This is a genomic window from Mesorhizobium sp. NBSH29, from assembly GCF_015500055.1.
Lineage (GTDB): Bacteria > Pseudomonadota > Alphaproteobacteria > Rhizobiales > Rhizobiaceae > Neomesorhizobium.
In genome coordinates this window covers 3,460,291-3,474,987 of the sequence record NZ_CP045492.1, presented here as the reverse complement: position 1 = coordinate 3,474,987, position 14,697 = coordinate 3,460,291, and the positions used below count along the sequence as shown (strand labels likewise).

At 59.0% G+C, this 14,697-nt stretch carries 14 protein-coding genes; 8 read left to right on the top strand and 6 right to left on the bottom strand.

What is annotated here, in order from left to right:
- Positions 1–22: 22 nt before the first annotated feature.
- A complete protein-coding gene (locus GA830_RS17115) occupies positions 23–451 on the top strand; it encodes a helix-turn-helix domain-containing protein (protein WP_195165019.1) in 429 nt (142 codons plus the stop codon).
- A 77-nt stretch (positions 452–528) separates the two neighbouring features.
- Here the strand turns inward: GA830_RS17115 and GA830_RS17110 are convergent, their stop codons facing one another.
- From GA830_RS17110 to GA830_RS17095, 4 genes are all read right to left on the bottom strand, one after another.
- A complete protein-coding gene (locus tag GA830_RS17110) occupies positions 529–2,298 on the bottom strand; it encodes an adenylate/guanylate cyclase domain-containing protein (protein WP_195162971.1) in 1,770 nt (589 codons plus the stop codon).
- A gap of 210 nt (positions 2,299–2,508) precedes the next feature.
- On the bottom strand, positions 2,509–3,561 hold the full coding sequence (locus GA830_RS17105; RefSeq protein WP_195162970.1) for a substrate-binding domain-containing protein: 1,053 nt from the start codon (positions 3,559–3,561) through the stop codon (positions 2,509–2,511).
- A 36-nt stretch (positions 3,562–3,597) separates the two neighbouring features.
- On the bottom strand, positions 3,598–4,593 hold the full coding sequence (locus tag GA830_RS17100; RefSeq protein ID WP_195162969.1) for an ABC transporter permease: 996 nt from the start codon (positions 4,591–4,593) through the stop codon (positions 3,598–3,600).
- A gap of 32 nt (positions 4,594–4,625) precedes the next feature.
- Positions 4,626–6,140: a sugar ABC transporter ATP-binding protein gene (locus GA830_RS17095; protein WP_195162968.1), complete on the bottom strand. Its 1,515-nt coding sequence runs from the start codon at positions 6,138–6,140 to the stop codon at positions 4,626–4,628.
- 142 nt (positions 6,141–6,282) lie between these two features.
- On the opposite strand from GA830_RS17095, the gene mtnK reads away from it, so the two are divergent.
- Both mtnK and mtnA read left to right on the top strand, forming a co-directional pair.
- Entirely contained in the window at positions 6,283–7,554 is a 1,272-nt protein-coding gene (gene mtnK / locus GA830_RS17090) for an S-methyl-5-thioribose kinase (protein WP_195162967.1), read from the top strand.
- Positions 7,551–8,645 carry an S-methyl-5-thioribose-1-phosphate isomerase gene (gene mtnA / locus GA830_RS17085; RefSeq protein ID WP_195162966.1) on the top strand — a complete coding sequence of 365 codons (1,095 nt, stop codon included), beginning with the start codon at positions 7,551–7,553 and terminating at the stop codon, positions 8,643–8,645. Before mtnK ends, mtnA begins: the two co-directional genes overlap by 4 nt.
- Positions 8,646–8,663: 18 nt before the next feature.
- Here mtnA and rpe read toward each other — a convergent pair whose 3' ends face one another.
- Positions 8,664–9,338 carry a ribulose-phosphate 3-epimerase gene (gene rpe, locus GA830_RS17080; protein WP_195165018.1) on the bottom strand — a complete coding sequence of 225 codons (675 nt, stop codon included), beginning with the start codon at positions 9,336–9,338 and terminating at the stop codon, positions 8,664–8,666.
- Positions 9,339–9,468: 130 nt separating this feature from the next.
- On the opposite strand from rpe, the gene GA830_RS17075 reads away from it, so the two are divergent.
- From GA830_RS17075 to GA830_RS17060, 4 genes are all read left to right on the top strand, one after another.
- Positions 9,469–10,482: a (5-formylfuran-3-yl)methyl phosphate synthase gene (locus tag GA830_RS17075; RefSeq protein WP_195162965.1), complete on the top strand. Its 1,014-nt coding sequence runs from the start codon at positions 9,469–9,471 to the stop codon at positions 10,480–10,482.
- A 10-nt stretch (positions 10,483–10,492) separates the two neighbouring features.
- Positions 10,493–10,873 (top strand): 4a-hydroxytetrahydrobiopterin dehydratase, encoded by a 381-nt coding sequence (locus tag GA830_RS17070; RefSeq protein WP_195162964.1) that lies wholly within the window; start codon positions 10,493–10,495, stop codon positions 10,871–10,873.
- 330 nt (positions 10,874–11,203) lie between these two features.
- On the top strand, positions 11,204–11,965 hold the full coding sequence (locus GA830_RS19865) for an RHS repeat-associated core domain-containing protein (protein ID WP_210330838.1): 762 nt from the start codon (positions 11,204–11,206) through the stop codon (positions 11,963–11,965).
- An 84-nt stretch (positions 11,966–12,049) separates the two neighbouring features.
- Positions 12,050–12,922, top strand: coding sequence for an aldose epimerase family protein (locus tag GA830_RS17060; protein WP_195162963.1), 873 nt, complete (start codon positions 12,050–12,052; stop codon positions 12,920–12,922).
- A gap of 13 nt (positions 12,923–12,935) precedes the next feature.
- On the opposite strand, the gene GA830_RS17055 is transcribed toward GA830_RS17060, so the two are convergent.
- Positions 12,936–14,030: a Glu/Leu/Phe/Val dehydrogenase gene (locus GA830_RS17055; protein ID WP_195162962.1), complete on the bottom strand. Its 1,095-nt coding sequence runs from the start codon at positions 14,028–14,030 to the stop codon at positions 12,936–12,938.
- A gap of 127 nt (positions 14,031–14,157) precedes the next feature.
- Between GA830_RS17055 and GA830_RS17050 the strand changes: the two genes are divergently transcribed.
- Complete coding sequence (locus tag GA830_RS17050; RefSeq protein ID WP_195162961.1) at positions 14,158–14,622, top strand: Lrp/AsnC family transcriptional regulator; 465 nt, start codon at positions 14,158–14,160, stop codon at positions 14,620–14,622.
- Positions 14,623–14,697: the final 75 nt, after the last annotated feature.

The window sequence follows — 14,697 nt, the reverse complement described above, 5'->3', positions numbered from 1 at the left end:
TTCAAGCCAACTTGAGGTCAAGATGAATCTTCTCGATATCGGAGTTCTGGCGGAAAAAAGCGGCGTGCCGGCATCGACGCTGCGCTATTATGAAGAGATCGGGCTGATTGAATCGCTTGGCCGACATGGGCTGCGCCGCCAGTTCGGCTTTGAAGCGCTGACCCAACTGGCGTTGATATCGCTTGGCAAAACGGCCGGCTTTTCGCTTGAAGAAATCAAGAGCGCCTTTGGCAAGCATGGCGCACCCGCGCTGCCGCGCGCCGCGCTACTTCAGAGGGCCGACGCAATCGCGGTCCAGATACGCCAGCTGAAAACGCTGCACGATGCTCTTGTTCATGTTGCCGAGTGCCCGGCGCCGTCACATATGGAATGCCCGAAATTCAGGCGGCTGCTCAGCCTTGCGCCTCACCCGCGTGATCATCAGAAACGGCGGCGCACGCCGGGATCGTGATGGGCTACACGTTCGCGAATCGCGGCCCCCATTCTGGTCGATATTTGGCTGGATACAGCGCGAAGACCGCACAGAGGCTAATCCATTCCTGCCTTGATCAACCCCTCCCGCAGGTGCTCCTGATCGGCTTTCTCGGAATAATGAACGGCCGCAAGAAAGGTCTCGGTATTGAAGGTGGGGTCAGCGACGCGGATGGCGGCGACATGCGCATCGGCTGCTGTCTGGTCACCCAGGCAGGCGTGGCAGATTGCAACGAACGTCCGTGAGATCACATCCATGGTGGGGAGGCTCATGAAGGCCTTGATCGCCAGGGCGTAATCCTTGGCAGTGAAATGCGCCTTGCCAAGATGGCTCCAGAAGCGCGGGGGATGGTGCGGGTTCAACCGCATCGCCTTTTCGATCCATTTGACGCCCTCTGCGGGGACACCCAGCCAGGTGAACAACTCGCCCATCTGGACCACGACCAGATCGTAATTCGGATTGAGGGCCAGCGCGCGCTCCTGATGGTATCGCGCGCGTTCAAACTCCGTGCGCATGATGTGGACGGCGGCCAGGATGCGGTGCACGTCGGCGTCGTTGTCGTCGAGGTTCAGGGCCCGTTCCAAATCCGCTTCAACGATTGCGAATGTTTCTTCCTTTTCATCACACCACCCATAGCCCCATGCCTGTCCCATGATGCAGCCGCGCCAGGCATAGGCGTGCGCATATTCTGGGTCCAGCGTTATAGCCTGGCAGATCAGGTTCTGGGCTTTCGCATTGTCCTCCCGGTTGCTGCGGTGATGTAGCACCTTGGCCACCAGCACGCATTCATATGCGGCAAGGCTCGCTGGCTTCTTTCGGGATAATTGATCATTCTGTGCTGCTTCCAGACGTCCCGGCAGTGTCGCAACGATGGCCGACGTCATTTCGTCCTGCAGCGCGAAGATATCATCGAGCTTGCGGTCGTAGCGCTCGGCCCAGATGTGGGTATCGCTGGATGTATCGATCAGCTGCACCGTCACGCGCAAGCGATCGCCAGATTTGCGGACGCTTCCTTCAACGATGTACTGGGCGCCGAGTTTTTTAGCCACGTCAGTGATGCTAACGGCCTGGCCCTTGTAGACGAAGGTCGAGTTGCGGGAGATGACGAACAGTTCGTGGCGGCGGCTGAGTTCGGTCAGGATGTCCTCGGTCAGACCGTCGACAAAAAATTCCTGCTCGGCGTCACCGCTCATATTGGTGAACGGCAGGACCGCAATGGTCGGCTTTGCCACTGACTGTATCTGCGTCGCGCCGCCCGCTGGTGCGACTGCGCGTGCCAGCTCGTCGATGACAGCACGGTATACTTTAAGTGGCCGGCTAATGTTCTTCAGCTGTTTTTCGCCCAGATCATCGAAGTCGATTTCGACGCGCCCGCTCACCTGATCATGCACCGATGCAGTCACGCAGATGCCACCGCTTTCTGCCAGTTGTTCAATGCGCACGGCAATGTTCACGCCATCGCCAAAAATGTCGTCGTCCTCGATGATGATGTCACCCAAATTGATACCGATACGAAACTGGATGCGGGACTCTTCAGGGACGTCGGAATTGCGCCGCCGCATCCGACGCTGAACCTCGACCGCGCAGTTGACAGCGTCGACGACGCTTTGAAACTCCACCAGCATGCCATCGCCCGTGGTCTTGATGATCCTGCCGTTGTTCTTGGCGATGGTGGGGTCGATCAGTTCTATGCGGTGGGCCCTCAGGCGCGCGAGGATACCCTGCTCGTCGCGTTCCATCAGTCGACTGTAGCCAACCATGTCGGCGGCCAGAACAGCTGCCAGCCTGCGATTCGTGCGTTCACCGTCGAACAGAACCGGGAACATATCGTATGATATCCCTTTGTTTAGTTCGTGCTGATAAACATTATGCGCCTGCTGGGCAGTGATGACCAGCGGCTTTCAAGAGCGGGGCGTTTGGCTCGATCGCCGTCGTGGTGCGCCGACGCAGCCTTGGGGACGGCCTCATGAAAGCGACAAAACAAAAAAAATGCCCGGCAGCGATGCCGGGCCTCAATTTGATCGGTGGTCTTCTTCTTATTTGTTCGGGTTCGGCATCCAGGCGGGCATGACGACGTCAGCATGGGCGAACTGCGGCAGCTTCGCCGAAAGGTCTTCCATGTTCTTGATGTCGTTGTCGTTCAGCTCTTTCTGGGTGATCAGGGTTGGCGGCACGATGACGCTCTTGCCCGGATCCTCACCGGCGATCATCATGGCCAGTGCGCGAACCGAAACCTGACCGACAACGGCCGGGTTGGTAGCGGCGGTTGCGGCCCAGGCGCTGTTTGGCTCGCGCATGGCAGCGATGTCAGAGGTCGAGATGTCGGCCGAATAGATCTTTACGCTTTCCGACATGCCGGCTTCGTCGACGGCGATCTTCACGCCCTTGGCGAATTCGTCATAGGGAGCAAACATCACGGTGATGTCGGGGTTGGCGGTGATTACCGAGCGGGCCTGGTTGGCGACCGAGTTGGCAATCGGATTATCCAGCGTGCCGAACATCGCCTTTTCCTCGATGCCGGCATACTTCTTCTTGAACCCGACCCAGGTCTCGTTCCGGCGGTCGAGCGGGGCGATGCCCGCGACATAGACGTAGCCTGCCTTCCAGCTTTCGCCATTGTCCTTGATCGCCTGTTCGAGTGCCAAGCGGGCAAGATCGCGGTCGGACTGTTCGATCTGCGGAATCTTGTCGTTCTCGACATTGACGTCGAAGGCGACGACCTTGATGCCGGCGTCTACCGCGCGCTGGGCGGCTTCCTTCATGCTTTCGGTCAAGCCGTGCTGGATGATGATGCCGTTGACGCCAAGCGCGATTGCCTGATCGACCATGTCGGCCTGAAGTGCGGCGTCCTGGCGGCTGTCGAGCACGCGCAGATCAACACCGAGTGCCTTGGCCTGGCTTTCCACGCCCGAGAGATAAGCCTGGAAGAAGTCGCCGGTGGACAGATAGCGCACCAGCGCAATCTTCACATTGCCAGGATTGTCGAGCGGGGCGGGTGCTGTCTGCGCAAAGGCGGGAACCTGCATCAGCGCGGTGGCACCGATCAGGCCTGCGGCCCATCTGCCGAGGGTTCTGCGGGTCATTGTCATAGTCGTATTTCCTCCACTTGTTGATATTTTTTGTACTTAACGGCGGCCGGTGTTCGATAGGGCAAAGGTGAACACCAGCGCGACGACGAGAACGATGCCCTTGACGAAATCCTGCGTGTAATAGGGCGCGTTCATCATGGTGAGGCCCTGCAGCAGGATGCCGACAAACAGCGCTCCCACGGCAGTGCCGAATGCATTGGGCTTGGCAGCGCCCAGAACGGCAAAGCCGATCAGGGCTGCGGCTACCGCATCGAGAAGAAGGTTGTTGCCAGACGCGATGTCGCCGCGTCCGAGCCGGGCGGCCAGCAGAATGCCGCCGATCGAGGCAAAAATGCCTGAAATCACATAGGCCCAAATCTTGTATGCCTTGACCGGCGCGCCAGCGAGCTCTGCGGCCCGTTCATTGGAACCGACGGCATACATCATGCGGCCAAAACGGGTGTATTCGAGGAAGAACCAAATCACCAGCGCCAGCACCAGAAGAACCACGACCGAGACAGGAATGAGATTTGGGATAAAGAAATCAAAGCGGTGGCGGCCAAGCGACAGGAAAGCAGGGCTGAACGTGCCGGACGCGACAGTACCGTCGGGCATGGTCATGCCGGTGGCAATCGAACGTCCCTCCGTCGGGATACGCTGCAGGCCGATCAGCAGGAACATCATGCCAAGCGTAGCCAGAAGGTCGGGCACGCGCATATAGACTATCAGGAAACCGTTGATCAGGCCGACGATGATCCCGATCAGAAGGCAGGCCAGCACGGCCACCAGCGCATTTTGTTCCAGCACTACCATCACATAGGCAGACGCCATCATGGCTGTGGTGGCGACGGAGCCGATGGACAGGTCAAAACCGCCAACCACGAGCGTAGCTGTGACGCCGAGCGCCAGAACGCCGGTGATGGCCACGGACTGGAAGATAAAGACGGCACTTTGGGGCGAGGCAAATCCATCGGCAAAGGCGGTGAAATAGGCTACCAGCCCGGACAGCAGCAAAAGAAAGCCGTAGCGCACGGCGAAGTCACGCAATGTCATGCTTGGTCCGATATCCCGTTGTTGGCCAGCGCTCATGCCGCACCCTTGAGGAGCTGTCCGGCGATCTGCGACAGAAGGCGATCCATGTCGAGCGCGCCGTCATTTTTGTGTTCGCCCACCAGCGTGTGTTCCGACATCACCAGAATGCGGTCGGCAGTTTCCAGTGCCTCGTCGAGTTCGGTGACGAAGATCAGCGTCGCGCGGCCTGCAGCACTGGCGCGCAGTTTGGTGGCGATGTCGCGTCGTGCCGCAATGTCGACGCCCTGGAACGGTTCGTCGAGTACGAACAACCGCGCCGGCTCAGCCATCCAGCGGGCCACCATCACCTTTTGCTGGTTACCGCCCGAGAGCGTTGACATCTCGTCCCGCTCGCTGCGGCTGACGATGGCAAGATCATTGATTTGCTGGCGAGCGCGTGCCTTTTCCGCACTACGCTGCGTGACAGCCAGGCGCGAGATGGAGCGCAAAAAGGGCAGGCTGATATTTTCGTAGATGTTGAAATCGGGCACAATGCCATTGTCGGCGCGGTCCTTGGCGACCAGGAATACGCCGTTGCGGATGGCTTCGCGCGTCGAGGGCGGGGCATAGGGGTTTCCGTCCAGCACCATGGTACCGGACGCTGGTCTGCGCACGCCAAACAGTGTTTCGGCCAGAGCCGTCTTGCCGACGCCTACCAGCCCGGTGATGGCCACGACCTCGCCCTCACCGAGAGTGAGAGAAAGAGGTTTTGCATTGGCCTTGAGGCGCAGACCGTCGGCGGCAAACACCGTTTTTCCGGTGGCGCGTGCTGCCACCTGGCCCAAGCTCACCGTGCGCCCAAGCATGGCATTGACCGCGCCTTCATAGTCGAGCGGCGGCTGGTCGAAGGTGGCCGCGATGGCGCCATCGCGCAGCGAAACGATGCGGTCGGCCAGCCGGCGGATATCCGACATGCGGTGCGAGATATAGAGAATGGCGACGCCATCGGCCTTCAACCGATCGAGCAAAGCAAACAGCCGGTCGGCTTCAGCGCTAGAAAGCGAAGAGGTCGGTTCGTCGAGCACCAGCACTTTGGGCTCATGCGCCATGGCGCGCGCAATCGCCACCATCTGGCGGTCGGCCAGCGACAGGTCGGATATCTGGGCGCCCAGATCAAGGCTCAGCCCCATGCGGGCGGCCACTTCGGCGGCCTGCCTGCGCACGCGGCGCGGATTGAAGAATGTCGCCGCGCCAGATCCATTGAGCCGGTCGAGCGTCAGGTTGGTTGCCACGTCGAGCGCTGCAACCACGCCGTCATTGATGTTCTGATGGACAGTAACCACGCCGGCGCTGATCGCTTCGGCGGGCTTGTGGGGGGCGAAGCGGCTCCCATCCAGCGTCATCTGCCCGGCATCCAGCCGGTAGACGCCGCACATGGCCTTGACCAGCGTCGACTTGCCGGCCCCATTAGCACCCATCAGCACGGTGATCTGGCCCGCATGTAGGTCGAGATCGACGCCGCGCAGCACCTCGATCAAGCCAAAGGATTTCCTCAGGCCCGCGATGCGAAACACAGCTTCCTCACCCATGCATGCTGTCCTCCCTATCAGGATGCTATGGAGCGTTTCGGCAAATGTCAACTTGATTGACATTTGCCAGAACGGGGGCTAGGCCTTGCGATGAGCAGGGCCGGGATCGACCTGTTCAACTCGGGAGGGACAAGAGGGTCCAATGGCTGACAAACCGTCATTTGAAGCACTTTCCGCCGAAACTTTGCCGCTGCGGCTGGGGCGCACCGATGCGCTGACCGCGCGTATCGGCAGTGACACAGCATCCTGGAAAGTCCGCGAGGTTGGGGACGGCAACCTCAACCTTGTCTTCATCGTCGACGGTCCAGACGGTTCGGCCATAGTCAAGCAGGCGCTGCCCTATGTGCGCCTCGTCGGCGACAGTTGGCCGCTACCGCTCAAACGCTCCTTCTTCGAATATCATGCGCTCACCCGCCAGCGCGCGCGGGCTGGCAACATCGTTCCGGAAATCTTTCATTTCGATGAGGGGCAGGCGCTCATCATCATGGAGTTTCTCACCCCGCACATTATCCTGCGCCGCGCGCTGATCGAGGGCAGGCGGCCGAAAAACATCGGTCGGGATCTCGGGCTGTTTCTGGCAACCACCCTGTTTCGCGGTTCTGACTTGTCTATGGGTGCGCGCGCCCGCAAGGAAGACATGGCGCTGTTTGCCGACAATGCCGAGCTTTGCGACATCACCGAGAACCTGGTTTTCACCGACCCCTATTTTGATGCGGCGATGAACCGGCATACCTCGCCGCAGCTTGACGGGATTGTTGCCACACTGCGCGCAGACCGCAACCTCAAGGTTGAGGCTCAGCGCCTGAAGCACATCTTCGCCAGCTCAGCCGAAACGCTGCTGCATGGCGATCTCCACACCGGCTCCATCATGGTGACTGATGACGAGACCCGTGTCATCGATCCTGAGTTCGCCTTCTACGGCCCTATGGCGTTTGATGTCGGCATGCTGCTCGCCAATTTCTGGATGGCCTTTTTTGCGCAAGCCGGACACGAAAAGGCGGGCGACCGCTCAGTGCTGCGCGATGAATTGCTCGACACCGTAACGGAAATCTGGGCCGTCTTCCGCACCGAGTTTTCGCGCCTTTGGCACAGCGAGCGCACCGGCATGCTCTATGACCGTCGCCTGTTCGAAGATCAGGGCGATGCTCTGGGAAGCGCCCAGGCGCTCGACTGCCTGCTTCACCAGATCTATGTCGACATGTTGGGCTTTGCCGGCATCGAGATCCACCGCCGCATTCTCGGGCTGGCTCACAATGCCGATTTTGAGGACATCGCGGACGAGAATCTGCGCGCCCGCTGCGAAGCACGCGCGCTGAAGTTCGGTCGCCATCTGGCTGTCAACCGGAACCGGCTGGTCAGTCTTCAGGAAATCCACACTCTTGCCGTACGGCTGGAAAGGGACGAAATCTCGTGAACGTTGGGGACCGCCATTTTCGCACCATCTGGCTGGCCGATGATGGCCGCTCAGTCGACCTGATCGACCAGCGCTGGCTGCCGCACGATTTTCGCATTGTCTCCGTCGGCAGCATCGATGGAATTGCCACTGCCATTCGGGACATGTGGGTGCGCGGCGCACCGCTGATCGGCGTCACCGCCGCCTATGGGATGGCGATCCAGACTGTCACCGACGCATCGGACGTGGCGTTGCGCGCTGCATGGGAGACACTCCACGAAACGCGACCCACCGCGATCAATCTGCGCTGGGCGCTCAACGCCATGATGGAGACGCTGCTTCCCCTGCCGGTCGACCAGCGCCGCGCCGCCGCCTATCAGCGTGCTGCCGAAATTGCCGACGAGGATGTCAAACTGAACCGCAACATCGGCAAGCACGGGCTCGAAATCATCAAGCGCATCGCCGCAACCAAGAAGCTAGGCGAGCCGGTGAACATCCTTACCCATTGTAATGCCGGCTGGCTTGCTACCGTCGATTACGGCACCGCCACCGCGCCCATTTATCTGGCCGCACAAGCCGGCATTGCGGTCCACGTCTATGTCGACGAGACCCGTCCGCGCAACCAGGGTGCCCAGCTCACCGCCTGGGAGATGGCGGGCCACGGCGTACCGCACACGCTGATCGTCGACAATGCCGGCGGCCATCTCATGCAGCGTGGCGCTATCGACATGGTCATTGTCGGCACCGACCGCACCACCGCCAACGGCGATGTCTGCAACAAGATCGGTACCTATCTGAAAGCACTCGCCGCGCACGACAATGGCGTTCCTTTTTATGTCGGCCTGCCATCGCCCACCATCGACTGGACCGTCCATGACGGCCTGACCGAAATCCCGATCGAAGAACGCTCGGGCGATGAAGTCTCGCTCGTTTGGGGCAAGACCGCCTCCGGCGAGATCACACAAGTGCGGATTTCGCCGGATAGCTCACCGGCCGCCAATCCTGCTTTTGACGTGACGCCAGCCCGGTTGGTAACCGGGCTGATCACCGAGCGGGGCGTGGCCGAAGCTTCGGCAGCGGGATTGCTGGCGCTGTTTCCGGAGCGGGGGTAGGGCTGTCTAGCGCAAGCCCTACCGCAACGCTTCGTCAGCAGCCGCTCGGATCGCAGCAATGTTGGCGCGGTAGCTGTTGATCGTACCGCCCTTGAACACCGCTGAACCAGCGACCAGTACATTGGCGCCGGCGGCGACGACCAATGGCGCGGTCTCGGGCGTCACGCCGCCATCGATCTCGATGTCGATCGGCCGTGCGCCGATCATCGCCTTGATGCGGCGCACCTTGTCGACCATGGCGGGGATAAAGGCCTGCCCACCAAAACCGGGATTGACGGTCATCACCAATACCAGGTCGAGCCGGTCCAGAACATATTCGATGACCGATTCCGGCGTCGATGGATTGAGCGATACACCGGCCTTTTTGCCGAGGTCTTTTATCGCCTGAAGCGAACGGTCGAGATGCGGTCCGGCCTCCGCATGGACGGTGATAATGTCACAGCCGGCGTCCGCGAATGCCGCAAGATACTGGTCCGTAGGTGAGATCATCAGATGGCAATCAAACACCTTGTCGGTGCGGTTGCGGATCGATTTAATTAAAGCCGGCCCGAAGGTGATGTTGGGAACGAAATGCCCATCCATCACATCGAGATGGATCCAGTCTGCCCCCGCGGCTACGACGGCCTCGACCTCGTCGCCGACCTTGGAGAAATCGGATGCCAGGATCGATGGGGCGATCAGTGTCTTCATCATCTGCATCATGCGGTTTGGTCCCGATTTTTGCCCTCCAATGCCGCACCAGGGCCAAACCGTCAAATGATCAGGTTCAACCGAGCCAAAAATTCTGTATGAAAACGGCAAAGACATGCTGCGGGGGTAAAGAATGACCAAAATGCTGGCCTGCGTGAGCGAGGCCCAGGGGGCACAAGCGGCGCTTGAGGCCGGTGCCGACAGGATCGAATTGCGCGCCGCGGACCATTTTGCCGCGCTGCCTCTCGATATCGTGCGCCAAACCTCGGGTCTGATCGCAGGGCGCGCTGAAACAGCATGCGCCTGCGGCGCGCCCGAGATGGCACCTGATACGGTGGCCAACGCCGCTCGCGCTCTGGGCGAAGCCGGCGCGACGAGCATCGCCGTCGGCTTTTTCGCCAGCGCTAACCGCGCCGCGCTGACAAAATCGCTTGCGTCGCTCGCCACGGACACCCCGCTCACCGCAGTTCTTTTCGCAGATCGGTCGCCCGATATGGAAGGCCTCGACGCCATAGCCACAGCCGGTTTTCGCGCTGTCGCACTGGATTTGTCCAGTACCGACAAAGGCCGAGTGATGGACTATTATTCCCCGGTGCAGATCGGCGAATTTTTTGCCCGCGCCAAGGCTCTAGGGCTGCAGGTCGGCGTCAGCGGTGGACTGGAAGCGCCCGACGTGTCGCGGCTGCTGCATTTTGCCCCGGATTTCCTTGGCTTCCACCTCGACTTCGCGACCATGCGCTCTCTCGTTCCGACCAATGGTCAACCCGTCTCTGCAAAACACAGTACGTCGGGCACCGATAAGATTTTTGTCCGTGACTTTGTTCTGCCCGTTCAGATCGGCGCCTACAGTTTTGAGCGTGGCCGCACCCAGCAAGTACGGTTCGACGTCGTCGCCGAGATAGAACGTGACGGGCAAAAGCCTGAGGACATGCGCCATGTCGTGTCCTACGATCTTATCATGGACGGCATCCGCGCCATCGTCGAAAGCGGCCATGTCCAGCTCAGCGAGGCGCTGGCCGAAGCAATCGCCGACCGCGTGCTGGCACACCCGCGGGTGGTGCGCGTGATGGTGAGAGTAGAAAAGCTGGAGCTTGGCGCCGGCGGTGTCGGCGTCGAAATTGAACGCGGCGCGGCGCGCCAGAACTGATGGAGGACACATGACAGAGCGCAAGAAAGAGCGAATATACACTGAGGGCGAAATCGCTATGAGGTTGAAAACCCTGCCCGACTGGAGCTTTGCCGACGGTCATATCTGTCGGACCTATGCGACCCGGGGCTGGAAGGCGACGCTGATGGTGGTCAATACAATCGGCCATCTCGCCGAAGCTGCCTGGCACCATCCCGACCTTGCCCTCAGCTATGGCAGCGTCACTGTCAAACTGATGAACCACGACGCCGAAGGCATCACCGACAAAGATTTCGAACTCGCCGGAAAGATCGAGGATGTTGTGACGTGGCAACCAGGCGCGGAGGAAGCGAGTGCACTGACTGGGCCTCCGGAGAATAAGCGGATACTAATCAAAATTTCACAGCCCTAGTTGCCACCGAGTACGCCCTAGGGTTGATAAATTATATAAAATTAATTCTTCTATATAGATCGTTTTCATAATAACTAATCAGATGATTTTCTTAATGAGTGGTTATTATGACACCCTTAAGTTGGAATTTTTGGACAGTGTATCGCCGATATCGACTGCAATAATATTGGATGGCTTTTCGCCGTTCTATCAGGCGCTATCATTGGCAAGGCCTCGTGGAAGTGGGGCATTCATTGGGCGTCCAGGGAGCAGATAAGCGGAAATTATATGCCGGTATACTCATAAGTATATTTTATAATATATTTTAATTTCTTAGAGGGTTCTGTATTAATGAATGCACCTGGCAGCCACGGCATCGGATATAATGGAAATCTGTTCGATGGCTCCGGCTATTACCATTTGGGTAACGGCTTCCGAGCTTACAATCCTGCGTTGATGCGATTTCATAGCCCTGATTCCTTGAGCCCCTTTGGTAAGGGTGGCTTAAACGCCTACGCCTATTGCATGGATGACCCAGTTAACCGGGTGGACCCGAGCGGCGGAGTTCCAATTTTTTCCGCCGTTTTTAAAGCTTTAAATAGGTTAGCCGGAAGTCTCATCGGCCGTTCTGTTGCCCCCTCTCTCGCCCGTCGGGGGTCTACACTCTCGACGAGTTCTGTCGCGTCAGGAGGAGAGATCTATCCACATGTTGGCTTAACCTCTCCCAACAATACGCGTACTACCGAGTTTATCGCCGTGAGAAGAATCGAGGCATATCATGCTGATTTTAAACGCATTCATCCCACCAGTGAGAGCGGAAGGCAACCGTCCTCGCTGTCCACGCTATCTGCCAGAAAAATTGTTCAAAAGGATATACGACAGCTAGAAGAGCTCGCTTTGGATCCGAGAGTTCGCAGAGATATCATAATCGAGCATACGAGGAACTTCCTGGAAAAATTCGATCAAAGCAATCAGCAGACGATGATCATTAGAAGAGCTGTTGTTGGTCGAGATCAGAGTTTTCGCAGGACGGCGTTTCTGCCCGAACTCAAGGAGATAATCGACGATGTCAGAAGGCCTGGCGTCAGGGGAGCTGTTTCAAATAGTCGATGAGCTTGCTCTCCTCGTCCACCTTCAGTCCCATTGACGCTTCCAGGCCCGCAGTGTGGCAGCTAAAAGTGTATCAACGGGGACACTATGGCCGATTCCATCTTTTTGACCGCCGGCACCGCGACCGCTGAAATTGCCATTGCCGGCGCCGAGCCGGTGGCCTGGTCTGCCGCCGGCATGGATCTTATGTGGCTGCCAGACCCAGCGCTGTGGCATCAGGTCAACCCGATCCTGTTTCCCATTGTCGGACGGGCCCATCACGGCCTGCTCCATGTGGACAACACAGCCTATCCGATGCCGATCCACGGTTTTGCCAATGGAAAATCGTTTCGCCCGTTGGAGGTGACCGCCGACACGGCCCGGCTGGTGCTGGCCGACGATAGCGAGACATATGAAAACTTCCCCTTCGCCTTTGAGCTTGAGGTGTTTTACCGGCTGACGGTCGATTCGCTCGACACTCATTTCACAGTCCGCAATCCCGACGCAGAAAAGCCATTGCCTTATGCGCTGGGCACCCATCCGGGATTTCGCTGGCCTTTTGCGGGCGACAGCCGCCAGGGCTTTCGCATCATGTTTGACAAGGCCGAAAAAGGCGATGTTCCGGCAGTCACGCCAGACGGTCTGTTCTCCCGCACAATGCGGCGCGCGGTGCCGTTCGAGGGCACGGAGCTTGCCGTCTCCGATGCGCTGTTTGCACATGAGGCGTTGTGCTTCTTCAATGCCGAGAGCCAATCCTTCCGCTTTGTAGGGCCAGACGGCACGTCAATCGCGATAGAAGTCGAAAACTTTCCCCACCTCGCCATTTGGAGCCTGCCCGGGGCACCCTTCGTGTGCTTGGAGGCATGGACCGGCCATGGCGACCCGGAAGGCTTTGACGGCGACATTTTTGAGAAGCCATCCATGCTGGTGCTGGCACCGGGCGAAGAAGCGCGACACCGGGTCAGGATGGTAGTGGGGTAGCGTCCGGCACCGTTTACGCCGCGTGTTGGCTCTCATCCAATGGCGCTGCAGCCACAGTCGGTACCCTGATCCCCGCATCGGCCACAATCGCGCGGGCCATGTCGTCGGCGACGACAGCGGGTGACAGGCCGGATCTTTCCGACACATCGAAAATCTGCGCCAGCCGCTCGGGAATCTTCCGCACCCGCATTTCCACAGCTGCAGCACTTTCCTGCAGGTTTTCGGCTACGACGTTGATGATGCCGCCAGCATTCACAAGATAGTCGGGAGCGTAGAGAATGCCGCGCTCAGCCAGGCGTTTTGCGTCTTGCGGGGTCGCAAGCTGGTTGTTGGCGCCGCCGCAAATGATTTTTGTGTTGAACCTGGCAATCGAGGCTTCGTTCAGCACGGCGCCCAGCGCGCAAGGCGCCAACACATCGGCCTCCACCGAAAGCAAAGCCTCAGGCGCAACAACCTGCGCTCCGAACAGTTCAGTACATTTTTCGGTGCGCGTCATTGCACCGTCAGCGACTATTAGCTTTGCGCCGGCCTCATGCAACAGGCGCGCCAGTCCCATGCCGACATTGCCGACACCCTGAATCGCAACCGTGCGGCCTTCGAGCGTCGTGCCCAGTATCCGCTCCACGGCGTGCTGCATGGAGAGAAAAATACCGAGCGCGGTCCATGGCGAGGGGTCACCACCAGCCGCTGCGCCATCTGACGGGAGGCCGGCGACGTGACGGGTCATAGTGCGCACCGCCTGCATGTCCGACACCGTGGTACCCACATCCTCGGCGGTAAGGTAGCTGCCGCCCAGGCTGTCTACAGCGCGGCCATAGGCGGCAAAAAGTGCGGTGCGGTCGAACTCGTCGCTTGGGCGCATGATCACTGCCTTGCCGCCACCGAAGGGCAGGCCTGCCAGCGCGTTCTTGTAGGTCATGCCGGCGGCCAGACGCAGGGCATCGCGCGTGGCGCTCTCGCGGTCATCATAGGGCCAGAAGCGGGTGCCGCCGGCTGCCGGCCCAAGGGCGGTTGAATGAACGACGATGATGGCGCGCAGACCGGTTTGTGGGTCGTTGAAAAAGCTCAGCTTCTCGGGCGGTAGTGTGGTGGAAAATGCGGCCGTCATTCAATCCTCCCAGATCAGACCTGCCATATGGTACGCTTGGGTTTGAAAAAAATTCTGCCTATTATATTGCTTTGTTGCAAAATATAAGAATAGATATACCCGTATTCTGAAAAATCAGGTCTGATTTATGCAACAAGAGCTCGACCCTCTGGACCGCCGCATTCTGCAGGCTCTGCAGGAGGATGCCTCGCGTTCCACAGCCGAGATCGCGGAAATGGTGGGCATGTCGCAGTCGCCCTGCTGGCGGCGCATCCAGCGCCTTAAGGATGAAGGTTTCATCCGCAGCCAGGTAGCAATTGTCGACCGCCGCAAGGTCGGGCTCAATGCGCAGGTTTTCGTGCTGGTAAAACTCACCATGCATGGCCGCCAGAATCTCGATGAATTCTCGGACCAAATCCGCGCCTTTGACGAGGTGCTGGAGTGTCATGTCCTGATGGGCGGATATGATTTCCTTATCAGGGTAGTTGCTGCCGATATCGATGCCTATCATACTTTTTTCTTCGACAAGCTCAGCCGTCTTCCTGGTGTGCAGGAGGTGAATTCGGTGATTTCTCTGTCGGAGATCAAATCCACAACGGCACTGCCGCTCTAACTCTTGGTTTCTATGCAATTCCAGACGGAAAGCCGCATCGAACTTTCACCGGAATTGCTCTGGCTGGCACACATG